This is a genomic window from Rhodococcus sp. Q1 (genome assembly GCF_004153645.1).
Taxonomy (GTDB): domain Bacteria; phylum Actinomycetota; class Actinomycetes; order Mycobacteriales; family Mycobacteriaceae; genus Rhodococcus; species Rhodococcus gordoniae.
In genome coordinates this window covers 153051-178212 of record NZ_SDMJ01000005.1, presented here as the reverse complement: position 1 = coordinate 178212, position 25162 = coordinate 153051, and the positions used below count along the sequence as shown (strand labels likewise).

Genomic DNA, 25162 nt, shown 5'->3' with positions numbered 1-25162 from the left:
GTGGAGTAGTTGTGGAGGGATGACGTCCACCACCGGTACGACCACCGTCGCCGCCTACGCCGCCACCGCGCCCGATGCGCCTCTGTCGAAGACCACCGTCGAACGGCGTGCCCTCGGCCCGCTCGACGTGCTCATCGCCATCGAGTTCGCCGGCATCTGTCATTCGGACATCCACACCGCGCGGAACGAGTGGGGCGGAACCGAGTACCCGATCGTGCCGGGGCACGAGATCGTCGGCACCGTGGCCGCGGTCGGTCCCGAGGTCACTCGCCACGCCGTCGGCGACCGGGTGGGCGTGGGCTGCTTCGTCGATTCGTGCGGCGAATGCGACCCCTGCCGAACGGGTTTCGAACAACACTGCACCGCTCGTGCCACGGGGACCTACAACTCCGTCGACCGCGACGGCACCGTCACCCAGGGCGGCTACTCGACGCACATCGTCGTCACCGAACATTTCGTCCTGCGGATCCCGGACGGGCTCGATCCGGCTGCCGCAGCACCGTTGCTGTGCGCGGGGATCACCCTGTACTCGCCGCTGAAGCGGTGGAACGCGGGTCCGGGGAGCAGGGTCGCGATCATCGGGATGGGCGGCCTCGGGCACGTCGGTGTGAAGATCGCGGCGGCGATGGGCGCGGAGGTGACCGTGCTCGGCCATTCGTTGTCGAAGAGGGAGGACGGCCTGCGATTCGGTGCGGTCGACTATCGATCCACCGAGGTCCCGGAGACGTTCTCGGAGCTCCGCGGGAAGTTCGACCTGATCCTCAACACCGTCTCGGTCAACCTCGACCTCGACCGCTACCTGTCGTTGCTGCGGCTGCACGGCACCCTCGTCGGCCTGGGGCTGCCGGAGAAGCCGCTGTCGGTGCGGGCATTCTCCCTGGCGATGAACGATCGCGCGATGGCCGGATCGAATGTCGGCGGCATTCCCGATACGCAGGCGATGCTCGACTTCTGCGCCGAACACGGCATCGGTGCGGAGATCGAACTGATCTCGGCGGACCGGATCGACGAGGCGTACGACCGCGTCGTGGCCAGCGACGTGCGCTATCGCTTCGTGATCGACGCCTCGACATTCTGAGCATCACGTTCGGGCGACGGTCGACGTCCCGGGTGCAGACCCGGGACGTCGACCCCGTCAGAAGTTGTCGCCGAGTTGCTCGCGCAGCTGCGCGAGGGTCTTCGTGAGCAGACGCGACACGTGCATCTGCGAGACACCCACTCGCTCGGCGATCTGCGTCTGCGTCATGTTGCCGAAGAAGCGCAGCAGGACGACCGTGCGCTCCCTTGCAGGAAGGGCCTCGAGCAGTGGTCTCAGCGCCTCGTGGTTCTCGACCTCGTCGAGTGCGGCGTCGTAGTCGCCCAGCGTGTCGGCGAGGGTGAGCCCGTCGTCGCCGGACGGGGACGACCGGTCGACCGACACCGTCTGATAGGCGTTGCCGGCGACGAGACCCTGCAGCACCTCCTCCTGCTCGATGCCGAGTTCCTCGGCGAGTTCGGAGGCGGTGGGCGCCCGGCCGAGCTGCTGGGAGAGCTCGGATGTGGCCTTGCTCAGGGACAGGTGCAGTTCCTTCATCCGCCTGGGCACACGAACGGCCCAGCCGGCATCACGAAAGTGCCGACGCACCTCGCCCATGATCGTGGGGACCGCGAAAGAGACGAAATCCGAACCTCGTTCGGGGTCGAAGCGGTCGACTGCGTTGACCAGGCCCAGACGCGCGACCTGCAAGAGGTCTTCGAACGCCTCACCGCGGCCGTCGAAACGACGGGCGATGTGCTCGGCGAGCGGAAGGCACCGGGCGACCACTTCGTCGCGAATGCGGATACGACCGGGGTCGTCCTCGTCGAGCGCAAGGAGTGTTCTGAGAGTTTCGGTGACGTCGGCGTATTCGTCGCTCGACCTACCCGTGTTGCGCGTCACCGATCGGCGCTGCCTTCGGCGATGGACATGTCGATCGTGGCGCGCGAATCGTTGCTGGTCACCGAGATGGACTCGGTCAACGAATTGAGCACGTGCCATCCGAAGGAGCGCGGCTGGCCGATAGCGGAGGCGTCCTCCGTCGGTGCCGACAGGCTGATGTGCAGTAGCGGGAGGGCCGCCCGGAAGGAGCACGCCAGGATCGCGTCCTCGGGCGCGCCCATGATCAGCCGCGTGGCCGCTTCGTCGACAGCGAGCTTCACGTCCGCCACGGTATCGAGGTCGAAGTCGTGCTGCAGCGCGATCGCGGCGGCTACCGCGCGGAGGACCGCGAGCTGATCGGGGTGGGCTTCCACTCGCAATTCGACTACCGGGGGAGTGTGGTCGCGTGCCGATTCGATCGACGCGGATTTTGCCATGAGCCTTGTGTCTCCAGTACGGGGGTGGGGTGAGCGGGTCGTGTCTGTCTGTCTGGTCGTCGTCGGAGAGATTACCCAGATACCGCGAATTCAATCCATCTGCTGTGACCTGCGCAGGTGCCGGCGATCCGCCCGAAATGCACGATCGACCTGTTGAGCGCCGACGGTTGGTGGACTACTGTCGGGAAAGAAGGTTGAGCACACAGCCGAGAACCCGGAAGCGCCACCCGTAACGGGAGGGTTCCGATCGATCACCGGCTGTGCCTGTCTCGTCGGTCGCGCTTCCTGAAATTTTCGATGTTGGGAAGTGCTATGACAGTTCCTCAGCGAATTGCCGCACAGGTAGATCCTGCCGCATCCGCATGGTCGGCTCGGCCGATCAGATCCGATATCCCTGCAGAGCGGGTCGTCGGGGCGGAGTTCAGCGCTCAGCGGATCGAACCGGATCTGGTCTGGGTCGGTGTGCGAGGCGAGATCGACATCCGTAACGCACACGCTCTGCACGCATTCACGCACCGACAGCTCGAAGAGGCGGTCCGTATGGTCGTGGACCTCGCGGCCGTCGAGTTCTTCGGTGCGGCCGGGTTGTCGGTCTTCGACGATCTCGACGAACGTGCTCGTGCTCTGAACGTCCGCTGGGTTCTCCTGAGCGGGCGGCCCGTGGAACGGCTTCTCCGGATCGCCGACGCGGACCTCGCGGCCAAGGCCTGTAGGACACGCGAAGCAGCGCTCGCTGCGGTCGCTCCTGTGACGTAAGAGGTCGGGAGAGTCGACCACACGGCGTGGCCCGCAATCCGCCACGCCCCTCCATACCGTTGCCGTTCGGGACACCCGGGCGGCAACGGTTCCGTTCGAGGCCGGTCCGTCCTGTGCCGTTCGGCTCGACCTGCCCGTTTCGTCGCTTCGACCCCGGGGAACCCGCTGATGAACCCGAGGAGGTCGAGATGGGCACGAACGACTGGATTCTGCTGGTGATAGCGGTGGTCGTCGCGTTGGTGCTGCTTGCGGTGCTGGTGTGGACGCTCCGCAACCGGCGGGCCGAGCGTCGGCGCGCCGAAGCCGAGCGGCTGCGTCGCAGCGTCGAGGAGAACAGGCCGGGAGTCGAGCAGCGGGCCGCGTCGGCCGAACGTACGGAAGCGGAAGCCCGTCGCGCCGCGGCGGAAGCCGAAGCGAAGGCGGCCGAAGCGGAGCGTCTGCGTGCCCGGTCCGAAGAGGAGCGGCACACGGCCGACGCCGCCCGGGCCGAACTCGACGAACGTCGTCGCCGGGCAGAAGAGCTGGATCCCCGTTCGGCAGAGCGTGCCGGGTCGGCCGGCCACCGCGCGGAATCGACTCCGCGCACGGCCGGTTCGTCGGGCCAGGTCCCGAACGGTGTGCCCACAGGTGAGGGGCGGATCGACGACGCCGGCCGTGCGGGCGCCCACCGGAACGATCAGGACCACCGTCGCTGATCGTTCCGGCGTCCTGCCGGACGCTACTGCACACCGGTCCGTGCGGTCCGGTGTGCAGTGCGCCGGACAGGTACGCACCGCTCGTAGGCCCGAAGGGTGTCCTCGGCCACGCGATCCCAGGTGTATCGGGCCAGTACGCGGTCGCGTCCGGCGATCCCGAAGGTTGCGCGCGTCGTGGCATCGGCGAGGAGCCGGCGCGCGGCCGCAGCGACGGCCTCGGGGGAGCGGGTGGGCACGAGAATGCCCGTGGCGTCGTCGAGAACCGTGTCGAGCATTCCTCCGGAGGCCGACGCGATCACCGGACGACCACATGCCATCGCCTGCAGGGCGAGCATCCCGGACGGGTCGTGCCAGGGGGTCGACACCACGGCATCGGCGGAGCGGAGCAGTGCGGGCATCTCGTCCCGGCCGACGTCGTGCCGGATCCGAACGCGTCCGTGCACTCCGCGCGCACGCGCGAGCTTCGTGAGACGGGACTTCTCCTGCTCGTCGGATCGGCGTGACACGTAGGCGGGAGCGGGATGTGCGGCGATGACCAGTTCGGTATCGGGAACACCGGCCAGAGCGTCGATGACGGTGTCGAATCCGGAACCCGGTTCGAGAGGACCGGCGGCGACGAGCCGATGCCGGCGGGTCCGGGTGGTGTCGGGAGCGGCGGCGGTGCAGTAGTGTGCGGCGTCCACTCCACTCGGGACCACCGTGGTGCGCGTGCGCGGAAGTCCCATGCGTGCCAGTTCGAAGACTTCGTCCGAGCTCGTCGCGATCATGCGTGTCGCGCCTCGGGCGATGAGTCGCTCCAAGCGGATTCGATCCCGTGAGTGTGTATCCGTCGAAGGCTTCTCCCGGATCCGTTGTTCGACCGTGCCCAGTGAGTGGAACGTCTGGACCGTGGGAATGCCCAGTGACCGGGTGGCGAGCTGGGTGGCCAGACCCGACAGCCAGTAGTGGGCGTGCGTGATATCGGGTGGCTGCACGCGCCATTCCCGATCCAGGAAGGTGCCGAATTCACCCATAGCGGAAGCTGTTTCGTCGGGATGCAGCGGGGACAGCGGCCCTGCCGGTATCTGCACCACCTCGTATCCGCCGGGGGTCGAGATCCGGTCGGGACCGGTGCTGTCCTCGCGGCGCGTGTACACCACGACCTCGTGGCCGGCCGCAGAGAGGGCAGAGGACAGCCCGTCGAGATGGACATGCAGTCCTCCGGGCGGCGCGCTCGCGGGCGCAGCATGACCGAGCAGGGGATTCACTTGTCCCGCAAGCATCGCGATCTTCACCACAGCAGTATTCCCGTGCGGGAAGGGGGATAAACCCGTCACGGTGGGAGGAGTGGACCGAAATATGCTGTTGTCCAGCGAGTTCGTTCTCGTGGGAGTCGTGGTCTGCGGTGGTCGGAGGGGACGGGGCGGGCTCAGATGACGGCGCGGACGGAGATGGTGGCGTAGGCGACCATCAGGACCAGAAGCGCCCATCCCGCGCCCTGCCAGATCGGCCAGCGCCCCCCACGCTTCCAGGTGCGGTAGGCCGTCAGCAGTGCCCCGAGTCCGCCGAGAAGCAGGACGAGGGTGGGGCCGAAGACCAGGATCCGGCGGGCGGGATCGGTGCAGACCGCGAAGGCCGCATCCGTGCAGTCCTGCCCGGAATTCGTACCCCAGAGGATGGCGACACCCATCAGCGCGAGTGCCACTGCGATCACGCCGACCGCGTAACCCGTCGCCTTACGGGCCGTGCGGGGGTCGTTCCAGCGTTTCTCCACATCCTGGGTCATGGTTCGGCTCTCCTCATGTCGAAAGGCACACGTGCGCGCACCGGGCCGACGCAGTGCCGGGTGCGACTCGACCTTCGAGTACCCCGGACCGCACCGCTCAATCGGGCATGAAGCGATCACGCGATCTCTCGGCCCGGGGTTCGCGCCGGAACCTTCCGGAATCCCATCGGCACATCCGGTATGACCGGATCGTGGTTCTCGGTGCGTTTGTTCGGTTTCCGTCGCGGGTATGGCTACCCGGCCGGACGGTCCGGCGTGTGGTACGGATCGAGGTGAGATCGTGCGATTGTTGAGTCTCGTGGTCCTGGTCTGGTTGATCATCGGCGCGGTGGCGGCCGGTCAGCGCGGCTACTTCGGCGACTCGGACCAGAACTGCAGCAGTCTTGCGACGGTGGCGGTCACGGTCGTGGCGGGGCCGCTCAACTATGTGGGCGTCAACCCCGAGGTCGAGTGCGAGGTGCCGCAGCCGAGTCGGTAGGTCCTGCGGCCCTTCGGGCCCGGGAGCCGGGTATGGGTCCCTCTCCGGTACGCACCGGAGAGGGACCGCGATCAACTGCCGGAGACGCCGACGCGGGCACCCGAGGCAGCCTGCAGATCCTCGAGGAAAGTGCGCGACCATCGGGCGACGTCGTGCTCCATCACGTGGGCGTGCATGGTCTTCATGCGCCGCATGCGTTCGGCGGGATCCTCCTCGATCGCCTCCACGATCGCGCGCTTGACTCCTTCGAGGTCGTGCGGGTTGACGAGGAGGGCGCGACGCAGTTCCGCTGCAGCTCCGGCGAATTCGCTGAGCACCAACGAGCCGCTACCGTCGCCGTGGCAGGCGATGAACTCTTTCGCGACGAGGTTCATGCCGTCGCGCAGAGGAGTGACCAGCATGACGTCGGCGCCGGTGTACATCGCGAGCAACTCGTCGCGGTCGACCGAGGAGTGGAGATAGTGGACCACCGGTGATCCGAGACGTGCGAACTCGCCGTTGATCCGGCCCACTTCGCGCTCCACCTGGTCGCGGAGTTGCGCGTACGCCGTCAACCGTTCACGACTCGGAGTGGCCAACTGCACCATCACGACCTTCTCGGGATCGAGAGTTCCCTCGGCGAAGAGTTCGTGCAGTGCTTCGAGGCGGACGTCGATCCCCTTGGTGTAGTCGAGACGGTCGACGCCGAGCAGCATGACCTCCGGATCGCCCAGATCCCTGCGGATCTCCGCAGCACGATCGCGGATGGCCTTCTCGCGCGAGCGATCCCGGAGGTGAGCAGAATCGATGGAGATCGGGTAGGCGCCGACACGAACCTTCCGGTCGCCGAGATCGACGGTCCCGCCGGACGAGGTTCCGCGCGGTGCCGGGAGCCCGAAGAGCCGGTTCGCGAGATAGACGAAGTTCTGTGCTCCACCGGGAAGGTGGAAGCCGACGAGATCGGCACCGAGCAAACCGTCGACGATCGCCGTGCGCCACGGCAACTGCAGGAAGAGTTCGGTGGGAGGGAAGGGGATGTGGAGGAAGAACCCGATGGTGAGGTCGGGCCGGAGGTCGCGCAGCATCCTGGGGACGAGCTGGAGCTGGTAGTCGTGCACCCACACCGTCGCCCCGGGGGCCGCAGCGCGGGCCGCAGCCTCGGCGAACCGCTTGTTGACGTCGCGATACGTGCGCCACCAGCGGCGATCGAAAGTCGGTGGGATGAGTGCATCGTGGTAGAGAGGCCACAGGGTGTCGTTCGAGAAGCCCTCGTAGTACTCCTCCACTTCCTGCGCGGACAGCTCGACCGGATACAGGGAGAGCCCGTCCTCCTCGAAGGGCTCGAGCGCTACGTCGGGGGTGCCGGGCCATCCGACCCATGCGCCACCGCTGGAACGGAGGACCGTCTCCATCGCGGTCACCAGACCACCGGGGCTGCGTCGCCACACCGGTGGGCTGCCATCGGCAGGCGTCTCCAGATCGACCGGCAAGCGATTGGCGACCACGACGAAATCGTCGGAGTGCGGCTCGTTCATAATCCCGCCTTCGTGCAATGCCTCACGGCGAACCAACCCCACATTTCGAAATCGACCACTTCTTGCTATCAAGGTGGGTCGGGTACCGCAAACCGCGAGAGCGGCTGCGAGCCTTCCGACAGCAGATTTCCGAGATGTCAGCTCTCGCTCGCGACCGGCACCGACGCGTTGTCGAACATCTCGTCGATACGCTTCTTGATCTCTGCGGTACTGAATCGCACACCCTGGGGGAGAGCCGCGGAGGACGAGATGGTGGCGCCGGAAACGGGGTTCTGCTCGAGCATCGTCGAGGTCCTTTCGGAAGGCAGAGGGGAACGACTGCGACCTCCGTGGTCGCAGCCCGGGAACGGACGGGGATTCAGCCTGCGCGGCGCGAGGCGAAGAGATCGATCAGAGCCTTGCAGAAGGCCGGCAGGTCGCCCGGATTGCGGCTCGACACGAGGTTGCGATCGACGACCACCTCCTGATCGACGACGTTTCCGCCGGCGTTGCGGATGTCGGTCCGCACGCTCGGATACGACGTGAGCGTGCGGTCGCGCACCACGTCGGCCTCGACGAGCGTCCACGGTCCGTGACAGATCACGCCGACGGGACGCCCGGACGTGACGAATTCCCGCACGAAGGAGACGGCACTGTCGTCCTGCCGCAGGTGGTCGGGATTCGTGGTGCCCCCGGGAAGGACCAGACCGTCGAAGTCGTCGGGAGACACCTCGGAGACGAGGCGATCGACGATGTACTTCCCCGCGGCGTGGACGTCCTTCTCCATGGCCTGGATCTCGCCCTGCTCGATAGAGACGAGCCGGACGGTGGCGCCCTCACTCTCGAGTGCCTGGCGCGGCTCGACGAGCTCGACCTCCTCGACTCCGTTCGTCGCGAGAATTGCGACGGTCAGTCCGGACAGTCGTGCCCCATCGGCGGAATTCATGGTCGTGTGATCCTTTCTCGGTGCGGTCGGATACCCGGCCGGTCCGGGAGCCAAACGCGGGCTTTCACCTCCGGTTTCACCCTCGGCTTCACCTGGGGGAGAGGTCGCCGGTCGCCGGACCCTCCAACCGGCCGCCGTCGGCGGCGAACCGGGAGCCGTGGAGCGGGCAGTCCCATGACGACTCTGCGTCGTTCCACCGCAGGATGCCGCCGAGGTGCGGGCAGACCGCGCTCACGCGGTGGGTCCGACCGTCGACCGTGGAGATTCCGACGGGTCGCCCGCAGCTGCGCACCACCCGCCCCTGTCCTTCCCCGGGTTCCGAGCCCGAGGACGTCACGGCCTGCCACCAGCCCTTCGCCATGTGCAGCGCGACGGTGGCGTTGAGGCGTGCGGCCGTGGGCGCTCCGGTCACCAGTTCGGTGCGCCAGGCCGCCATGGCAGGAGCCCACGCCTCGACCTCGGGATCCGGCGACTCCGAGAACCGGGACGCGATGATGTGGGCCGCCGCGACGCCGCCGGTCATTCCCCACTTGCCGAAGCCGGTCGCCACCCAGATCCTGTCGGCGCCGGGCAGGATCGGCCCGACCTCGGGCAGGCTGTCCATGTTCGTGTAGTCCTGCGCCGACCAGCGGTACAGCTCGCGGGCTCCGGGGAACGTCCGCTGGCTCCATCGCAGCAGGTCGTCGTAGGCGGTGCGGGCCGAATCGTGCCGGCCCACCACGTGCCCGTTCCCGCCGACGAGCAGCAGGCGATCCGCCGACGCGGACGTGCCCGCCGCGGAGGCGGTGCGGAGCGACCTGGTGGGACTGTCGGCGGACAGGAACATTCCCTCCGGAGGACCGCCGGGCACCTCGACCGCGATGGAGTACGAGCGGTCCGGTTCCATGCGGGCGAAGAACGCGCCGCGGTCCAGGATGGGGATGCCGGTCGCGAGTACCACGCGATCGGCGCGGACATCGCCGTCGTCGGTCCGGACGATGCATCCCACGTTCTCGGTGTCCACGGTCTTCACGCGACGCCCGACGAACACCTCCGCCCCGGCCGTGCGTGCCCGGTCGACCGCCGTGACCAGGAGGGGCATGGGGTCGACCTGGACCTGATCGGGGATCATGACCGCGGCGGCCACATCGAAGGGGAGCGGGATCTCGCCGACCCGTTCTGCCGGCAGTCCGGCGGCGCGGCAGTGGTGGTGCTCCGCGTCGATCATGCTCGCGTTCGACGGGTCCTGCGCGTAGGTGTAGGCGTCCGCGCGGTCGAAGTCGAGTCCGTGCTGCGTGCAGAAGTCGACGACCCACCGTTGCGCCGCGAGAGTGCCGTCCACATAACCCTGGCGTATCGCGCCGGAATGCCTGCGGCCGATCTGCGACAGGCGCGTTCCTTGCAGGACGCTCACCTTGCCGGTCGTGTTTCCGGTGGTCACGGCCCCGATGTCGCGGGCCTCGACGACCGCGACGCGCAGTCCGCGCTCCGCGAGAAGCAGAGCTGTCACGGTACCCGTGATCCCGGCGCCGACGACCACGACGTCGTAGCGCTCGCGGCGGGTCGTCCAGTCGTCGTACGTCGTGGTCTGCGGGGCGCGATCCCGCCACAGGGACACCGTGGTCTCGGTAGGCATACGCGCTGGTTACCTCCCGGCCCGGGCAGGTAAACGGGCCTCACCCGAGTACGGTCGCCCCCCGGGTTCCCGGTTCGTCGCCCCGGTCGGGTGTTTCGATCCCGGACAACTGTGGGTAAACCGCAGTACCACGCTGAGTAAGGCGAAAGAAATCGACGAGTTTCGTGGGGTGATCCACAGGAGGTTCCAGTGCTGTCTTCGGAGATCGACGATGCCGGTGAGTGTGGGGGTATCAGCCGCACCCATCGTGGAGGTAGCGTGCGCTCGCGGGTCGTGCGGGGCGCGGTACGTGCACTCGCGAAGCCGGTCGTGGGGGCATGGATGGCCCGGCCGGACCTCGCGTGGCCCCTGTCGGTCGTCGACGGCGCTGCGTCCTTGCTCCCCAAGCCCTCCGGAGCGCAGTACGTGAACGTCGACCTGGGCTCGTGTAGTGCCGAGTGGATCCGAGCGGAGGGACGGTCGACCAAGCGCGCGGTGCTGTACCTGCACGGTGGCGCGTTTCTCATGTGCGGCCTGAACACCCACCGCTCACTCGCCGTGAGCCTGTCGGATCGCGCGGACGGCGCGGTTCTCAGCGTCGACTACCGGATGCTGCCGAATGCTCCCATCGCCCATGCGGTGGACGATGCCGTACGCGGTTACGAGTGGTTGCGCGAGAAGGGTTACCGGGGGGAGGACATCGTCATCGCGGGCGATTCCGCCGGTGGGTATCTGGCATTCATGACCGCCCTGGCGATCGCGGAGTCCGATCTACCCCGCCCGGCGGGGATCGTCGCACTCTCCCCGCTCGTCGATCTCGACTCGGATCGGCGCGCCGAACACGACATGCGGTCGGCCTGCCCGATGTTCCCGGGATCGGCCGTGCAGTCGCTCGTACGGTACATCGAGGGCACCCACACCCGGCTGACCGTCGACGGGGAGCCCGGGCCGCTGATATGCCCGCTGGACAACGACCTCAGTGTGCTTCCGCCGGTGATGATCCACGCCGGCCACGACGAATTGCTGCGCAGCGACGCCGAATCCATGGCGCGGGCCGTACGGGAGGCCGGGGTGAACTGCGACCTGCACGTGTGGCGACACCAGGTGCACGCGTTCCCGATCTTCGCCGACAGTCTTCCCGAGAGCCGGCGTGCGATCGCCGAGGCCGGTGACTTCGTACGGTCGGTGACGGAATCGGCCGGTCGTGCAAAGAAGTCCGTGGTGACGCCGATCGCCGGTTTCGCGTCGAATTCCGCAGTGGCCTGACATCTTTCGCGGGCCGGAGCGCTCGGTCACGGCCTCCGTGACCGAGCGCTCCGGACCTATTGCTGCGAACTGTCCGAGTGGGCGAACTCCAGAGCGCCGAGGTCGGCGTCCGCCACCTCGAAGGGCATCGTCAGCACGGTGGCGGTCGCCCACCCCCGGCACACGAGAACGGCGTCGCTGTCGTGGGATTCGTCGAGTTCGACCGCCCGGAAGGTGACGGGCACGGCACGTGAGATGTCGCCGTCGTTCTCGACCTCCCCGATCTCCGCCTGGACGGCGCCGAACTCGGCGAGCGGAGCACTGCGCAGTCCGCGGAGTTCGCCGACCGGGATGTCGGGGATGTTGACGTTCAGCACCGCACCAGGACGGCCGTTCTCGATCGCCCATTCCAGAGCCCGACGTGCCACCAGTTCGGCCGTCTCCCACTGGGACGGAGCGGTGCCGTTGAGGGATATCGCGACCGCCCGGGCTCCGTGGCTCGCCGCGGTGAGGGCCGCGCCCACGGTGCCCGAGTGCAGGATGGCGTGACCGGTGTTGGGGCCCAGGTTGATCCCGGACAACACGATGTCCGGCGCGGTCCCGAACGCGCCGTACGAGGCGAGGAAGGTGATCAGAGCCGGAGAAGCTTCCACCGCATAGGATTCCACGTCGGGAAGACCGTCGAGGGGGCGGTGGCTCAACAGGAGTTTTCCTTCGTCCTGGAGAGCGGTCAACGATGCACTCGCACCGCTGCGCTCGACATGGGGCGCCGCCACCTGCACGTCGAATCCCGCTTCGACGGCGATGCGGGCGAGCAGTGCGAGACCGGGGCTGTCGATGCCGTCGTCGTTGACGATCAGTGCTCTCATGAACGCTTCCCCTTCAACTTCCGGACCTGTACTTTCTCGGCCATCTTCTCGACCGCGGAACGATGCCCCGTGGCCAGACCGCGACGCGTGACGTTGACCGCGCCCGCAGCGGCGCCGAGACGCAACGCGTCCTCGAACGTCGCGCCCGCGGCATAGGCCGACGCGATACCTGCGGTCATCGAATCGCCTGCGCCGTGATGATCCACCGTCTGCACCGAGGGGGCCTCCACCTCCCAGAGGTTCCCGTCGTCGAATGCGATCGCCGGGTCGCCCGCCCGGGAGACGACCACCGAGACGGCACCGTCGTCGTGGAGACGGTGCATGGCCTCGATGAGATCGTCGAGGTCGTCGGACTCGGCACGACCGTCCGCGATGAGATCCTCGTGGCTCACCTTCAGGACCGTCACCCCGCCTTCGAGGGCAGCACCGAGGGTGGGGCCGGACAGGTCGGCCACGACCGGTATGCCCAGCGCCCCCAGGTCGGCGCACAACCGTTCGTACACCTCCGTGGGCACGGCTTCGTCGCAGTGCGGTCCACCCAGCATCGCGACCTTCGCACACATCGCCGATGCCAGAGACGCGCTGAACAGGTCGTCGGTCTCGTGCCGGGTGAGCGCCGGCGGGGCGATCTCCACGATCTCCTTGCGCTCGCCTTCCCGACGGTCGTGGATGTAGGAACCGTTGGCCGATGCGGTCTGCACCGGATGCACCGTCAGCCCCTCCCGGTTGATCATGTCCGCGAGGATCGACCCCGATTCACCACCGAAGGGCCCGCACAGATGCACGTCCATTCCCAGAGTCGCGGCCATGCGCCCGATCCAGAAGCCCTGGCCGCCCGGGTGGACGTGCAGTTCGGTGCTTCCGTCCGGCGCCTTCTCGAGCGTGACCGTGAGCAGGGGAGAGGGGGCGAAGACGAAGGCGTACGGGTTCACGGACGTGTTCTCGGGTTCCATGCCGGTCCGGATACCCCCTCCGAGCAGCGATGACACCCGATCTCGTGTGACACCTGCGGTAGCGGGGTATGCGTCTGCCGCAAGCGAGCTGTCGTCCAGAACATGAGGAGTGGGCATGGCCAGGATCGCGACGATCGAGGCACCGGTGACACCGTCGAAGGTCTGGGAGATCCTCGCGGACGGCTGGCGGTACGCGGGATGGGTGGTGGGTGCGTCCCGCATCCGAGCGGTCGACCCCGCCTGGCCCCGCCCGGAAACCCGGATCCACCACTCGGTGGGTCTGTGGCCGTTCCTGCTCGACGACCACACCGAGGTCTGCGCGATGGTGCCCGAACGGGAACTCGTGCTGCGGGCACGCGCCTGGCTGTTCGGTAAGGCCGAGATCGCGATCTCCCTCGAACCCACCCAGGACGGCGGCACCCGCATCGCAATGGCCGAACACGTCGTCGAAGGACCGTACGCACACGTCCCCGATCGTGTGCAGGAGGAACTGGTGTTGCCGCGGAACCAGGAATGTCTGCGACGACTGGTGCTGCTCGCCGAAGGCGCCACCGAATGAGCGACACGACGGTCGATGCGGTCGTCATCGGTGCCGGGCAGAACGGCCTGACGGCCGCCGCTGTGCTCGCCGACGCGGGATGGGACGTCCTCGTGCTCGAAGAGCAACCCGAACCCGGCGGAGCGGTACGCAGCGCCGAGCTCCATCCCGGATTCCGCGCCGATCTGTTCAGTGCGTTCTATCCCCTCGGTGTGGCCTCACCTGCCTTCCGGGCCCTCGATCTGGAGGCACACGGACTCCGGTGGGCGCGATCGCCCAAGGCATTCGGTCATCCGCTCGGACCGCACGACGAGGACGCGATCGTCGTCTCGCCGGATCCGGCGGACACGGCAGCGGACCTCGAACGCCGCTGCGCCGGTGACGGTGCGGCGTGGCTGGCCCTGTTCGAACAATGGAAGCAGGTGCGCGGCCCACTGCTCGAATTGCTCCTCGGGCCTTTCCCGCCCGTCCGGGGCTCCGTCGACCTGATGCGGACCATGAAGACGGGGGACCTGCTGCGCTACGCACGCATGCTCGCGTTGCCCGTCACCCGGATGTCCGCCGAACTGTTCGGTGGCTCGGCGGCGCGGCTGTTGCTCCTGGGCAATGCGATGCACGCCGACACCCCGCCCGAAGCGCCCGGCAGCGGCGTCATGGGGTACATGCTCACGATGCTCGCGCAGGACGTCGGCTTCCCCGCGCCGGTCGGTGGCGCGGGGGCGCTCACCGATGCACTGGTCCGGCGCGGCACCTCGGCGGGTGCGGAGGTGCGGTGCACTTCGCCCGTGGTGGGCATCGAGGTGCAGGGCGGGAAGGTGTCCGCCGTGCGCACCGCGGGCGGCGACCGGGTGAAGGTGCGACGCGCCGTCCTTGCCGACGTCTCGGCTCCGGCCCTGTACACGCGGCTCCTCCCGGCCGCCGCCGTCGGTTCGCGCGTGCTCGACGACCTCCGCAAGTTCGAATGGGACACCCCGGTGGTGAAGGTGAACTATGCCCTCGACGGCCGTGTGCCGTGGCGTTCGCCCTCGCTGAGCGGAGCCGGCACCGTGCACGTCGGCGCCGACACGAACGCGATGATCAGGTGGTCGGCCGATCTGTCCACCGGCGTCGTCCCCGAATCGCCCTTCCTGTTGTTCGGGCAGATGACCACGACCGATGCCACGCGGTCGCCGGAGGGCACCGAAAGCTGCTGGGCCTACACACATCTGCCGCGCGGTGTCACGGACGACGCGTCAGCCGACCGCCTCGCCGAGCGTGTCGACGCGCAACTCGAGTCCTACGCACCGGGATTCGGCGCACATGTGGTCGGACGACACGTCCAACGGCCCGGGGACCTCGAAGCGGCCGACGCGAATCTCGTCGGCGGCGCCGTCAACGGTGGAACCGCGCAGGTCTACCAGCAGTTGTTCCTTCGGCCCACCCCCGGATTCGGCGGACCGCGAACTCCGGTCGACGGTGTCTATCTCGCGGGTGCGGCCGCGCATCCCGGCGGCGGAGTCCACGGGATGGGTGGCTGGAACGCCGCGCATGCCGCGCTCGCGGACGGGAAACGCACTGCTCCGGTGACGCGTCGTGTGCGCAATGCGGCTCGCCGGATGCTGTTCTCGTGACACCGGACGTCACGTGTGCCTCGGTGGCGTGTTTCACACGGAAGTAGCACGGGTATCCGCCCGCGAACGGACGGATCCGGGTTTTCGCCCGGTGTGGTGGAGATGCCGTCGAGCTCGAGATACCGAGGTGGTGTGACGTGACAGCTTCCCTGGCGCTGGACGGATCGGATTCGCCGCGAGTATGGCGTCTTCCGGGGGTGTACCGCCCCCAGGAGGATTCGTACCTGCTGGCCGGCGCGCTTGCGGACGCAGGCGGTGCCGAAGGTGCGAATGTACTCGATTTCTGCACCGGGACAGGATTTCTGGCGGTGAACGCTGCCCTGCTCGGCGCTTCCTCGGTGACGGCCTTCGACATCGACCCACGCGCGGTGCTCAGCGCACGCCTGAACGCGTGGTCGCGCCGGCTGCCGATCCGTGCCCGGCAGGGAAGCCTGGACGACGCGTTGCTCCACGGTCCGTTCGATGTCGTGCTGTCGAACCCGCCGTACGTTCCCTGTGAGGGGCAGAACCGCGACGCGCGCTGGGATGCCGGCGCCGACGGACGCTGCGTTCTCGATCCGTTGTGCGACAGTCTTCCCTCGCTGCTCGCTCCCGGCGGATTCGCGTTGATCGTGCACTCGGAGTTCACCGGTGTGGATGCGACGCTGTCCCGTCTGCGGGATGCGGATCTCGAGGCGTCCGTGGTGGCCCGCAACCGGATCCCCTTCGGGCCGGTTCTGCGCAACCGCGCGGGATATCTGTATTCGACACAGCTGGCGGAACCCGGGGCTCTGACCGAAGAAGTGGTGGTCGTGCGTGCCGACCGTCCCCGCACGAGGGGTTGAGAATGTGAGTGGTACACCGAAGATCACACGGCTCACCGCGGACGGTGAATGCGAAGCACGTGTGGTGCGGCAGGTGAGGGGCGGTCCGACCCTCGTGGAGGGCCCGGTCCGGATCGTCGCCGACGACGGCGCCGAGACGGTGTCGGACCGCTTCGTGGTGGCCGTATGCCGCTGCCACCGCAGCGCCCTGTACCCCCTGTGCGACACCAGTCATCGCGCCCTCCGGAAACCGAAGACGGCAGCTGCGCGCACCGATACCGAACATCACTGAGACGACACCGAGAGACCGAGACGACACCGAGAATGCGGGCCGGCCCCTGTACGGGGCCGGCCCGGATGCCGTTTCCGGGGAGCCGGTCGGCCGGCCGAGGCGGCCTGCGGGGAACCCCCGGCGGTGGACAGGCCGGAAACGACGAATCCCGGGTGCTCGGAAGCACCCGGGATCCGGAGTCCTGTCTCGTGCCGGGAGTCTCCTCCCGGCACGGACTGTCGAATGGGTCAGTACCAGTGTGCGCGTCCGCCGATGGCCCGGCCCGTCGCGCCCAGGATCGCAAGGATCACGCCGATCACCAGGAGTATCACTCCGAGTGTGGTGAGGATGGAGATACCGGTGAAGAACCCCACCACCAACAGAATCAGACCCAGAATGATCATTGTCGCCACCTCAGATGTCATGTCCGAGACCTGGAAGTCTCGGAGCCCGGCGATCGAATAACCGGGTTGGTCCGTTTCCAAACGTTTGTGACAGGAGAAATTCGGACGAAAGTCCTCCCGCGCCGGTCGAAGGTCATCGAGTACGCCCGGATGTTTGGATCTCACTGTGTCCCGGGTATCCGTCTGCCGACACACCCGAGCATTCTGGAGGTAGATATGTCGAAGTCGAGCTACACGGTTCCCGGCCTGAGCGATGCCGACGGTTCGCGCACCGCGCAGATTCTCCAGGAGCGCCTGAGTGCCTACAACGACCTGCATCTCACGCTGAAGCACATCCACTGGAACGTCGTCGGCCCGAACTTCATCGGCGTCCACGAGATGATCGACCCGCAGGTCGAGCTCGTCCGCGGATACGCGGACGAAGTTGCCGAGCGGATCGCCGCGCTCGGTGGTTCCCCCAAGGGGACGCCGGGTGCCATCGAGAAGAACCGCACGTGGGACGACTACTCGGTCGGCCGCGACACCGCGCAGGCGCACCTCGCCGCCCTCGATCTCGTCTACGACGGGCTGATCACCGACAACCGCAAGGCCATCGACGAGGTCGGCAAGCTCGATCCGATCACCGAGGACGTCCTGATCGGCCAGACCGGCCAGCTCGAGAAGTTCCAGTGGTTCGTCCGCGCACACCTGGAGAACGCCTCGGGTGCCCTCCCGAACGCGGATGCGCAGACGGAGAAGGACGCAGCGGACTCGGCCCGCTGACCGGGACACACGGACGGCACGGACGGCACCGACGATCCCGATGGCCTCGACATCACGGACCGGCCTGCCACGACGCATCGTCGTCACCGGAGCGAGCGGAAATGTAGGCACGGCGCTTCTGCGCCGGCTGGCCGCTCATCCCGCACAACTCGATATCGTCGCGATCGCGCGCCGGACTCCTCCGGCGCGCGATCCGTATGCGGCAGCGACGTGGTGTGCCGTCGACCTCGCGGATCCCGACGCCGCACGGGTGCTGGCGCCGATCTTCGCGGGCGCCGACGCCGTCGTCCACCTCGCGTGGGGATTCCAGCCCTCGCACCGTCGCGACTACCTCCGCCGGGTCGCCGTGGACGGCACCCGCGCCGTACTGACGGCCGCTGCCGATGCCGGGGTGCGGCACGTGGTTCACATGTCCTCGGCCGCTGTCTACTCCGGCGGTGCGTACGGCCGGGAAGTGGACGAGTCGTGGGGTCGTGAAGGGGTGCCCACCTGCGTGTACAGCGTCGACAAGGTCGCGGCGGAGAAGTTCCTCGACGACTACGAGACGGGTACGAACGTTCCCGTCCTCACGCGTTTCCGACCGGGATTCATCGGGCAACTGGTCTCCGGCTCGGGCCTCGAACGTTACGTGCTGCCCGAGTTCGTGCCCGCCGGCATCACGAACCACCTGCCGGTCATTCCGATCGACCACGGTCTCACCATTCCGGCCGTGCACTCCGACGATGTCGCGGACGCGCTGGTCGCAGCCCTCGAACGTCGGGTACCCGGTCCGTTCAATCTGGCGGCGCCGACTCCGGTGGGAGCGCGGGATTTCGCCGCTCCGTTCGACTGCCCGACGGTTCCGGTGCCGCGATGGGGGCTGTCGGTGCTCGCCGAAGCGACCTGGCGCCTCCGGCTGCAACCGGTGCAGGGCGGCTGGATCGATCTCGCGTACTCCTGCCCCCTGCTCGACTGCACCAGGGCCCGGGACGAACTCGGGTGGTCGCCGAAACACGACGGTCCTGAAGTGTGGGCCGAGACGGTACGCGGAATGCGCAGCGCGACGGGCACGGACAGTCCTGTCCTCTCTCCGCGCAGCGCGCGGGAACGCCTTGCCGCACTCGTCGAGCGCGGACCGATCGACCGGCGGATTCCGTCGTAACACTCTCCGGCGCAGAGTCATCCGTTCCCGCTCTTGTCGGCCCTGGGTTTCACGGGCGACCGGATGCGGTATCCACGAGCATGACGAAACCATCGAATCGAGCTCACGCTCCCACCACTGCTTCCCGAGCTTCGGGTTGGGTCGGATACGCCTGCATCCTCGCGGGGATCGCTGTCGTCGCTCTCGTCCTCTACGCGGCGGGCGACGGCTTCGAAGGATGGGTGCTCGTCGGTGCCGTCGCCGCGGCCGTGCTCATCGTCGTCGGCGTCGTGATGTCCGCTGTCAATCTCCGTCGACGCCGCCTCCGCGGCTCCGGTGGTACCCCCACACACGAACCCGGTCTCATCGACTGAGCCGGATCCCGGCACGAAGGAGGTGGAGCCTCGGGACGCACCGTCCCGAGGCTCCACCCCGCTGCGTCGTGCCCGGCCATCAGGCCGGCGCCGCGGCCGACGTGAGGAGCGAACTGCGGCCGGCGGCCCAGCTGCCCAGCAGATGACTCCCGAGCCGTCCCTCCAGGAACTCGATGGCCTGCGCGCCGAACGAGATGTCCTGTGCCCGAGCCGGGTCCTGTTCGAGCATGTAACCGACCACGTCGTGCCGCAGGACGAGCTCGTGGACGGCGTCGGCCTCGATGTGTTCGGAGTAGAACAGGATGCAGGCGTCGTCCGCATCCAGGCGTTCGAGGGCCTCGACCATGCGCCGGGCGCTCGGGGCGGTGGTGATCTCGGCGGCGGCGAACATGCCGACCAGCATCGGTGTGTACGCGCGGTGCAGACCGCACAACGACATGAAGTTCACCGTTGCGAGGGTGACGGCAGGGACGACGTCGAGATATCCCAGATAGTCGTCCTTCAGGCCGGCAGCGAGCAGCAGGTCGGCGAACAGCCGCGAATGCATGCGCTCGGCACGGCCGCCGCCGTACTCGTCGAACTCGACGGCGACCAGCGCGGCCTTCGCGCGACCGGACAACCGGGGGATCGCGAGAGCGTGCGGGTCCGCCTCCTTGAGGTGGTAGATCGAGCGATGGACGAAGAACTCGCGCATCATCTCCCACGTGCCGTTCGCGGCGAGTTCGTGGGAGACACCCCACGAGTCGTCGGGTTCGCAGCACAGATCCTCGAGGACGCTCTGCGGATCGTCCGAGGCCGGTACGTCGGCACGCAACCGATCGAGGAGGACGCGCTCGAGGCGCGCCCGGACCCCGAGGAGCCCCGGTGCCCATTCCCACGCGGGATCGACACCCGCGAAACCGCGGTAGTGGAGCTCGTAGAGAACGGCCAGGGCGAGTTGGACGTCCTCGCCGTAGGCCTCCGCGCCGTCGGTCGTCACATTCCACGGGGTATCGTCCACCGGACCGCCGAGACGTTCGACGATCTCGGCGGAGATGGGTCCGCGGGGCGTGGGAAGCGGAGCATCGTGCACATCGCACATCCGGGTCTCGTGGGCCATGAGTCCGGGTTACCCGCTCGGAGGCTCGCAAAAACGACCGGGCGGGCGGCGAGAGCTGCGCATACCGGTCTCCGGACAACGATGCCGGCGGTGAATACCGCAACGGTCTGTGGGTATCCGGCGGCCATGAGCGAGGATCGCGAACGAGAACCCCACACCATCGATTACCCCGGTGACACCGACGACATGGCCGAGCGTCCCGCCGACGAGATGCGCGGCTACGTCGGACGCGGGTTGCTGTCGGGTCGCAAGGCACTCGTCACGGGCGGCGACTCCGGCATCGGACGTGCCGTCGCGGTCGCTTTCGCGAAGGAGGGTGCCGACGTCGCGATCGCGTACCTCGAAGAACACCGCGACGCCGAGCACACCGCCGACCTCGTGCGACGCGAGGGCCGCACGTGCCACGTCATCGCCGGCGACCTCGGCGATGCGCAGCACTGCCGGTCGGTGGTGGCCGAGACGGTCGAGCAACTCGGCGGACTCGACATCCTCGTCAACAACGTGGGCACCCAGCAGCCCGTCGACGACCTCGCCGAGTTGAGCGAGGAACAGTGGCGGCACACCTTCGCCGTGAACATCGACAGCTTCTTCCACGTGACGAAGGCGGCACTGCCGCACCTGACGCCGGGTGGGTCCGTCATCAACACTGCCTCGGTCAACGGGCTGCGTGGCAACAGGACGCTCATCGACTACTCGGCCACCAAGGGTGCCGTGATCGCGCTGACCTATTCGCTCGCGCAGGCACTGCAGGACAGGCGGATCCGGGTGAACTGCGTGGCGCCCGGACCGGTGTGGACCCCGTTGATCCCGGCGACCATGGACGCCGAGAAGGTGTCCGAGTTCGGGCAGCAGGCACCCTTCGGGCGCGCCGCGCAGCCCGACGAGATCGCCCCGTCCTACGTGTTCTTCGCGTCGGAGACGATGTCCTCGTACTACAGCGGTGAAGTGCTCGCCCCGCTCGGCGGCGAGACCATGCCGGGCTGACGCCGAGGTGGGGCCGGGAGAGAGCAAGAACGGTCGGGCGGCGGCAGGGGTCTGCACGCGACACTGAACGCATGACCCTCGGCCGTGACCGACTCCGGGAACTGCTCGACGCCGTTCTCGAGGAGAACAACGCAACACTCGAACGGATGGCGCAGCACGCCTACGCCTCGCCGTGGCATTTCAGCCGCACCTTCGCGGTCGGTACCGGCGAGTCGCCGGTGGCGTTGCGCCGCCGGGTGATGCTCGAACGCGCCGCCTGGCAGTTGCGCCACGGCAGGTCGGTCACGGATGCGGCGTTCGCCGCCGGTTACGACAGCGTCGAAGGGTTCGGACGCGCATTCGCCCGCGCCTACGGGTATCCCCCGAGCGTGACCGCCCGGGTGCTCGGCACCGGTGGCAGCGACCACTGGCTCCCCGCCCCCAACGGCGTCCACTTCCATCCGCCCACCAATCTCTGGGTCGAGGAGGACGGGCAACGGCCCGCGGCACCCGCCCACCCGGAGCCCGAGGTGCTGGCGCAGATGGTGCAGCACGACCTCGCGGACACCCGCTATCTCCTCGGCCGTGCCGCGGAACTCGACGACGACGAACGCGAGCGGATCCGGTTCCCCGGCCTCGTCGTGCTCGGGTGGGACGGCCCCGAGGAGTCCGTGTCGCGGGTGCTCGGCAACCTCGTGCGCGCCAAGGAGGTCTGGCTGGCGTCGATGGTCGGCGCCGACCAACCCGTGGAATCGGGCAGTGGAATCGGCTCGCTGGCAGCACGTTTCGAGGATGTCGCACCGCGATGGGTGGAGACGATCCGCGACATCCATCGCCGTGGCGCCTGGGGTGACGTACTCATCGACGCCCTGTGCGACCCTCCCGAGAGCTTCGTCCTCGCAGGAGTGGTCACCCATGTCCTCACCTTCGCCGCGCACCGCCGCCAACTCGCCCGGCACATGATGCGGGCGGCCGGCCTCGACGTCGACCACGGCGATCCACTCGACTGGAACAGGAGCAGCCCATGACCCGGATGATCTACTACACCGCAAGCACGCTGGACGGATTTCTCGCGACCGAGGACCATTCGCTCGACTGGCTGCTCACCCGCGAGACCGGGGACGGCGGGCCCGTCGGGTACGAGAAGTTCATCGCCGGTATCGGCGCCATCGTGATGGGGTCGTCCACCTACCGCTGGGTTCTCGACCATGCCGGTGCGGACAAGTGGGAGTACGACCTGCCCTGCTGGGTGTTCACGCATCGCGACGACCTGCCCGTGGCCCGGGCGGGGGACGAACCCGGCGACATCCGTTTCACGCAGAAGGACGTCCGGCAGGTCTACGCCGAGATGGCCGAAGCCGCGAACGGCCGCGACCTGTGGATGGTGGGTGGCGGCGACCTCGCCGGACAGTTCGCCGAGCACGGCCTGCTCGACGAACTCGTCGTCTCGTTCGCGCCGGTGACCATCGGATCCGGCCGTCCACTGCTCCCGCGGCACGTGGAGATGCGTCTCACCGAGATCGGGCAGAGCGGGGAATTCGCCGTCATGCGCTACGAAGTGCGCAAGGACGCCACCAGCCGGTTGTGATGTGCGTCACCTGAAGGTACCGTCGGCACCGAGAGGGACACACCTCGTCCAAGGAGGCCGGTCGTGAAACTCAATCTCTTCGTGGCGTGGAGCGCCTACGCGCTCGCGCTGGCCTCGGTCCTGATGATCGCCCTGACGATCGTCGCGGCCGGTTACGGATTCGAGGGCTGGGCGATCGTCGCGGCGCTCGCTGCGGTCGTCGCGCTCGGAGCGGCATTCGGCATGGTCACCGGAACCGTTCGCCGCGACCACAAGCGGCACTACGACACACCGCACCTGTTCTGAAGGCCGTACGCGACGCGAGTCGGTGAGAGCCGGCTCGCGTCCCTACGCCTCGCACGGCCTCCTCGCGACTGTGCGAGTCGGTCATCCTACGACTCTGCGAGTCGGCGTTTCTCCGCTTCGACGTCGAAAGTGGGCTCCGGCCAGTCGAGGTCGAGACGCTCGAACGCGTCGATGAGCAGTTCGGTGACCGCCAGGCGGCTGTACCACTTGCGGTCGCACGGAATGACGTACCAGGGCGCCTCGTCGGTGTTCGTCCGATCCAGCATGTCCTGATAGGCCTGCTGGTACTGCGGCCACAGGGCGCGTTCCGAGACGTCGCTCGGGTCGTACTTCCAATACTTGTCGCGGCGCTCGAGACGTTCGGCGAGGCGCTTCTTCTGCTCGTCCAGCGAGACGAACATCGCCACCTTCACGATGGTCGTGCCCTCGCGGACGATCTCGCTCTCGAACCGGTTGATCTCGTCGTAGCGTCCGCGCCAGACGCTCTCCGGCACCAGCGACCTCACCCGGGCGACGAGCACGTCCTCGTAGTGTGAGCGGTCGAAGACGCCGAGCTGACCGTTGCGGGGGAGTGCCTTCGAGATCCGCCACAGGAAGTGGTGCCGCTTCTCCTCCGCGGTCGGGACACCGAAGGCCGTGTGATCGACGCCCTGCGGGTCGACGTGACCGACGACGTGACGCACCATCCCGCCCTTCCCGGCGGTGTCCATGCCCTGCAGGATCAGCAGCACCGAGCGGGTACCGCCGGTCCGGCCCTCCGCGAACAGCATCTCCTGGAGTCCGGAGAGATCGGCGCCGCGTTCGGTGAGCAGACGCTCGCCGAGAGCCTTGTCGCCGTCGAAACCGGGCGTGGCGTTCGTGTCGATGGCGGCGACGCGCGTGTCGGGCCCTGCCCGGAGGGCTTCGACGATCGAGGCCGGCCGGAACACATCGTCCTTCGTCATCGGCCCAGCGTGTCACACGCGACGAGCCTCAGGTGGGATCGACACCGTTCGCGTCGGCGCTCGAATGGATGCCGTTCGCGTCGGCGTTCGAATGGACGCCGTTCGCGTCGGTCGGCAGCGGGTACGGCGGACGTGAGATGCCGTCGACCATGTGGCTGCCCCACAGATCGATCTCCGAGATGCGGGCGGTCGCAGTCTCCGCCGCGCCCGGGACCGTGATGGTCACGGTGGTTCCCGGCGTGGGGGAGGGGTCTCCGCCGAGAGCCTCGGCGAGCTTACGGATCCGGCCCCGCCACACGTGCCGGCCGAGCAGCGGATCGAACCGGCCGGAGATCTCGACATCGACGCCGACCGTGCGGTCTCCCACGGCAACCTCGGCGGGGCCGCGGTAACCGGGCTCGTCCTGGTCGTGCGGATCGTCCGCATGGTTGCTCATGCCCGCACTATACGTGCTACTTCGAGTAACAGTAAAGCTGTCGATCAGGGAGCGGGCGACGACTCCGGCAGGAGCGGATGCGGCTGCGACTTGAAGCGCATGGGCGATCCGGCGACACCGGCGATGCCGGTCATGCCACCCCAGATCATCATCGTCAGGTAATCGATGAGGTCTTCGGTGGTCATCGACTTGTTCGAGATCCACCAGTGCGTCGCGAGCTGGATGCCGCCGACGATTCCGTACGCCCAGGGCACGGCGCCACCCGAATCCATCCCGAGCAGTCGCAGTCGCTCGCCCAGGACGGTCGCGACGAGTTCGGCGATCATCCGCTCGGAATCGGCCACCACGTCGCGTCCCGCCGACGCGCTGTTGCTCATCACGTACAGGTAGACCTCGGGATCGTCGGCGACGGTCTCGACGTACGCCGTGATCGCCTCCCGGGTGAGGTCGTACTCGTCGAGATCCTCGGCCACCGCCGCGTAGATCCGGGGGGCGAGAACCGTCTCGACGTACCGCAGCATCGTGGCGGTCGTCAGGTCGCTCTTGTCGGTGAAGTACCGGTAGAGCACCGTCTTCGACACGCCGATCTCGGCGGCGATCTCGTCCATGCCGATCTCGTGTCCGCGGGAGCGGATCGCGTTGATGGTGCCGTCCACGAGCTCTTCCCGGCGAGCGATCTTGTGTTCGTGCCAGCGCCGTTTGCGGCCGTCCTGCTTGACGGGCGGGACGACCTCGGTCGAGGTCGGGTTCGGAGTCGTCTGCGGTCTGCTGGACACTGTGTGGCACATCCGTTCGGTGTCGATCGTCGGCTCAGTCTACGATCCGGCCTTCCGTCCT

The 25162-nt window shown here is 67.9% G+C and carries 31 protein-coding genes; 16 read left to right on the top strand and 15 right to left on the bottom strand.

The annotated features are described in order from the left end of the window. The first annotated feature begins 19 nt into the window (after positions 1 to 19). Positions 20 to 1078: an NAD(P)-dependent alcohol dehydrogenase gene (locus EQ874_RS16575; protein ID WP_129977450.1), complete on the top strand. Its 1059-nt coding sequence runs from the start codon at positions 20 to 22 to the stop codon at positions 1076 to 1078. Positions 1079 to 1135: 57 nt separating this feature from the next. Here EQ874_RS16575 and EQ874_RS16570 read toward each other — a convergent pair whose 3' ends face one another. Together EQ874_RS16570 and EQ874_RS16565 are read right to left on the bottom strand one after the other, a co-directional pair. After that, the gene (locus EQ874_RS16570; RefSeq protein ID WP_016931985.1) at positions 1136 to 1918 is read right to left on the bottom strand and encodes a SigB/SigF/SigG family RNA polymerase sigma factor; all 783 of its coding nucleotides are present in this window, start codon (positions 1916 to 1918) and stop codon (positions 1136 to 1138) included. Continuing rightward, positions 1915 to 2334, bottom strand: a complete 420-nt coding sequence (locus tag EQ874_RS16565; protein WP_026002807.1) for an ATP-binding protein — start codon at positions 2332 to 2334, stop codon at positions 1915 to 1917. Before EQ874_RS16565 ends, EQ874_RS16570 begins: the two co-directional genes overlap by 4 nt. A 312-nt stretch (positions 2335 to 2646) precedes the next feature. On the opposite strand from EQ874_RS16565, the gene EQ874_RS16560 reads away from it, so the two are divergent. Both EQ874_RS16560 and EQ874_RS16555 read left to right on the top strand, forming a co-directional pair. Next, entirely contained in the window at positions 2647 to 3090 is a 444-nt protein-coding gene (locus EQ874_RS16560; protein ID WP_129977448.1) for an STAS domain-containing protein, read from the top strand. A 188-nt stretch (positions 3091 to 3278) separates the two neighbouring features. Continuing rightward, positions 3279 to 3785, top strand: coding sequence for a hypothetical protein (locus EQ874_RS16555; RefSeq protein ID WP_129977446.1), 507 nt, complete (start codon positions 3279 to 3281; stop codon positions 3783 to 3785). A 23-nt stretch (positions 3786 to 3808) separates the two neighbouring features. On the opposite strand, the gene EQ874_RS16550 is transcribed toward EQ874_RS16555, so the two are convergent. Both EQ874_RS16550 and EQ874_RS16545 read right to left on the bottom strand, forming a co-directional pair. Then, positions 3809 to 5059 carry a glycosyltransferase gene (locus tag EQ874_RS16550; RefSeq protein ID WP_242496783.1) on the bottom strand — a complete coding sequence of 417 codons (1251 nt, stop codon included), beginning with the start codon at positions 5057 to 5059 and terminating at the stop codon, positions 3809 to 3811. Positions 5060 to 5193: 134 nt separating this feature from the next. After that, positions 5194 to 5550 carry a hypothetical protein gene (locus EQ874_RS16545; RefSeq protein ID WP_016931990.1) on the bottom strand — a complete coding sequence of 119 codons (357 nt, stop codon included), beginning with the start codon at positions 5548 to 5550 and terminating at the stop codon, positions 5194 to 5196. 229 nt (positions 5551 to 5779) lie between these two features. Here EQ874_RS16545 and EQ874_RS16540 point away from each other — a divergent pair, with 229 nt between their 5' ends. Next, a complete protein-coding gene (locus EQ874_RS16540; RefSeq protein ID WP_129977442.1) occupies positions 5780 to 6028 on the top strand; it encodes a hypothetical protein in 249 nt (82 codons plus the stop codon). A 71-nt stretch (positions 6029 to 6099) separates the two neighbouring features. Here EQ874_RS16540 and EQ874_RS16535 read toward each other — a convergent pair whose 3' ends face one another. From EQ874_RS16535 to EQ874_RS16525, 4 genes are all read right to left on the bottom strand, one after another. Next, positions 6100 to 7542 carry a trehalose-6-phosphate synthase gene (locus EQ874_RS16535; protein ID WP_129977441.1) on the bottom strand — a complete coding sequence of 481 codons (1443 nt, stop codon included), beginning with the start codon at positions 7540 to 7542 and terminating at the stop codon, positions 6100 to 6102. 137 nt (positions 7543 to 7679) lie between these two features. Continuing rightward, entirely contained in the window at positions 7680 to 7826 is a 147-nt protein-coding gene (locus EQ874_RS22925; RefSeq protein ID WP_165369264.1) for a hypothetical protein, read from the bottom strand. A gap of 74 nt (positions 7827 to 7900) precedes the next feature. Next, complete coding sequence (locus EQ874_RS16530; RefSeq protein ID WP_129977439.1) at positions 7901 to 8467, bottom strand: type 1 glutamine amidotransferase domain-containing protein; 567 nt, start codon at positions 8465 to 8467, stop codon at positions 7901 to 7903. 88 nt (positions 8468 to 8555) lie between these two features. Then, a complete protein-coding gene (locus EQ874_RS16525; RefSeq protein WP_129977437.1) occupies positions 8556 to 10082 on the bottom strand; it encodes an FAD-dependent oxidoreductase in 1527 nt (508 codons plus the stop codon). Between the two features lie 189 nt (positions 10083 to 10271). On the opposite strand from EQ874_RS16525, the gene EQ874_RS16520 reads away from it, so the two are divergent. Continuing rightward, positions 10272 to 11327, top strand: coding sequence for an alpha/beta hydrolase (locus tag EQ874_RS16520; RefSeq protein WP_129977436.1), 1056 nt, complete (start codon positions 10272 to 10274; stop codon positions 11325 to 11327). Positions 11328 to 11383: 56 nt separating this feature from the next. Here EQ874_RS16520 and EQ874_RS16515 read toward each other — a convergent pair whose 3' ends face one another. Continuing rightward, on the bottom strand, positions 11384 to 12175 hold the full coding sequence (locus EQ874_RS16515; RefSeq protein WP_129977434.1) for a 5'/3'-nucleotidase SurE: 792 nt from the start codon (positions 12173 to 12175) through the stop codon (positions 11384 to 11386). Further along, positions 12172 to 13128, bottom strand: coding sequence for a PfkB family carbohydrate kinase (locus tag EQ874_RS16510; RefSeq protein WP_129977432.1), 957 nt, complete (start codon positions 13126 to 13128; stop codon positions 12172 to 12174). The genes EQ874_RS16515 and EQ874_RS16510 overlap by 4 nt, the downstream gene beginning before the upstream one ends. Before the next feature lie 115 nt (positions 13129 to 13243). On the opposite strand from EQ874_RS16510, the gene EQ874_RS16505 reads away from it, so the two are divergent. The 4 genes from EQ874_RS16505 to EQ874_RS16490 all read left to right on the top strand — a co-directional run bounded on the left by EQ874_RS16505 (position 13244) and on the right by EQ874_RS16490 (position 16371). Next, positions 13244 to 13687 carry an SRPBCC family protein gene (locus EQ874_RS16505; protein WP_129977431.1) on the top strand — a complete coding sequence of 148 codons (444 nt, stop codon included), beginning with the start codon at positions 13244 to 13246 and terminating at the stop codon, positions 13685 to 13687. Further along, on the top strand, positions 13684 to 15276 hold the full coding sequence (locus EQ874_RS16500; RefSeq protein ID WP_129977430.1) for an NAD(P)/FAD-dependent oxidoreductase: 1593 nt from the start codon (positions 13684 to 13686) through the stop codon (positions 15274 to 15276). The genes EQ874_RS16505 and EQ874_RS16500 overlap by 4 nt, the downstream gene beginning before the upstream one ends. Positions 15277 to 15473: 197 nt before the next feature. Then, positions 15474 to 16100 carry a HemK2/MTQ2 family protein methyltransferase gene (locus EQ874_RS16495; protein ID WP_129977582.1) on the top strand — a complete coding sequence of 209 codons (627 nt, stop codon included), beginning with the start codon at positions 15474 to 15476 and terminating at the stop codon, positions 16098 to 16100. 4 nt (positions 16101 to 16104) lie between these two features. After that, the gene (locus EQ874_RS16490) at positions 16105 to 16371 is read left to right on the top strand and encodes a CDGSH iron-sulfur domain-containing protein (RefSeq protein ID WP_129977428.1); all 267 of its coding nucleotides are present in this window, start codon (positions 16105 to 16107) and stop codon (positions 16369 to 16371) included. Positions 16372 to 16598: 227 nt separating this feature from the next. On the opposite strand, the gene EQ874_RS22920 is transcribed toward EQ874_RS16490, so the two are convergent. Beyond that, positions 16599 to 16754, bottom strand: coding sequence for a DUF6131 family protein (locus EQ874_RS22920; protein ID WP_006552398.1), 156 nt, complete (start codon positions 16752 to 16754; stop codon positions 16599 to 16601). A gap of 216 nt (positions 16755 to 16970) precedes the next feature. Here EQ874_RS22920 and EQ874_RS16485 point away from each other — a divergent pair, with 216 nt between their 5' ends. From EQ874_RS16485 to EQ874_RS16475, 3 genes are all read left to right on the top strand, one after another. Further along, a complete protein-coding gene (locus EQ874_RS16485; protein ID WP_016932917.1) occupies positions 16971 to 17516 on the top strand; it encodes a DNA starvation/stationary phase protection protein in 546 nt (181 codons plus the stop codon). Between the two features lie 40 nt (positions 17517 to 17556). After that, positions 17557 to 18657 (top strand): NAD-dependent epimerase/dehydratase family protein, encoded by a 1101-nt coding sequence (locus tag EQ874_RS16480; RefSeq protein WP_207213561.1) that lies wholly within the window; start codon positions 17557 to 17559, stop codon positions 18655 to 18657. 80 nt (positions 18658 to 18737) lie between these two features. After that, the gene (locus EQ874_RS16475) at positions 18738 to 19010 is read left to right on the top strand and encodes a hypothetical protein (protein WP_129977426.1); all 273 of its coding nucleotides are present in this window, start codon (positions 18738 to 18740) and stop codon (positions 19008 to 19010) included. 79 nt (positions 19011 to 19089) lie between these two features. Here the strand turns inward: EQ874_RS16475 and EQ874_RS16470 are convergent, their stop codons facing one another. Further along, complete coding sequence (locus EQ874_RS16470; protein ID WP_129977424.1) at positions 19090 to 20109, bottom strand: iron-containing redox enzyme family protein; 1020 nt, start codon at positions 20107 to 20109, stop codon at positions 19090 to 19092. A 126-nt stretch (positions 20110 to 20235) separates the two neighbouring features. On the opposite strand from EQ874_RS16470, the gene EQ874_RS16465 reads away from it, so the two are divergent. The 4 genes from EQ874_RS16465 (at position 20236) to EQ874_RS16450 (ending at position 22945) form a co-directional block, all read left to right on the top strand. Beyond that, positions 20236 to 21093 (top strand): SDR family oxidoreductase, encoded by an 858-nt coding sequence (locus EQ874_RS16465; protein WP_129977423.1) that lies wholly within the window; start codon positions 20236 to 20238, stop codon positions 21091 to 21093. Between the two features lie 71 nt (positions 21094 to 21164). Then, positions 21165 to 22100 carry a helix-turn-helix transcriptional regulator gene (locus tag EQ874_RS16460; RefSeq protein WP_129977421.1) on the top strand — a complete coding sequence of 312 codons (936 nt, stop codon included), beginning with the start codon at positions 21165 to 21167 and terminating at the stop codon, positions 22098 to 22100. After that, positions 22097 to 22660, top strand: a complete 564-nt coding sequence (locus tag EQ874_RS16455; RefSeq protein WP_129977419.1) for a dihydrofolate reductase family protein — start codon at positions 22097 to 22099, stop codon at positions 22658 to 22660. Before EQ874_RS16460 ends, EQ874_RS16455 begins: the two co-directional genes overlap by 4 nt. 63 nt (positions 22661 to 22723) lie before the next feature. Further along, a complete protein-coding gene (locus EQ874_RS16450; protein WP_016932924.1) occupies positions 22724 to 22945 on the top strand; it encodes a hypothetical protein in 222 nt (73 codons plus the stop codon). Between the two features lie 86 nt (positions 22946 to 23031). Here EQ874_RS16450 and EQ874_RS16445 read toward each other — a convergent pair whose 3' ends face one another. Genes EQ874_RS16445 through EQ874_RS16435 form a run of 3 tightly spaced genes read right to left on the bottom strand, consistent with a single transcriptional unit; the run spans position 23032 to position 25113 of the window. Next, positions 23032 to 23889, bottom strand: coding sequence for a polyphosphate kinase 2 family protein (locus EQ874_RS16445; protein ID WP_129977418.1), 858 nt, complete (start codon positions 23887 to 23889; stop codon positions 23032 to 23034). A 28-nt stretch (positions 23890 to 23917) separates the two neighbouring features. After that, positions 23918 to 24325: a DUF4873 domain-containing protein gene (locus EQ874_RS16440; RefSeq protein WP_129977416.1), complete on the bottom strand. Its 408-nt coding sequence runs from the start codon at positions 24323 to 24325 to the stop codon at positions 23918 to 23920. Between the two features lie 44 nt (positions 24326 to 24369). After that, positions 24370 to 25113: a TetR/AcrR family transcriptional regulator gene (locus EQ874_RS16435; RefSeq protein ID WP_115311496.1), complete on the bottom strand. Its 744-nt coding sequence runs from the start codon at positions 25111 to 25113 to the stop codon at positions 24370 to 24372. Between the last annotated feature and the right edge of the window lie 49 nt (positions 25114 to 25162).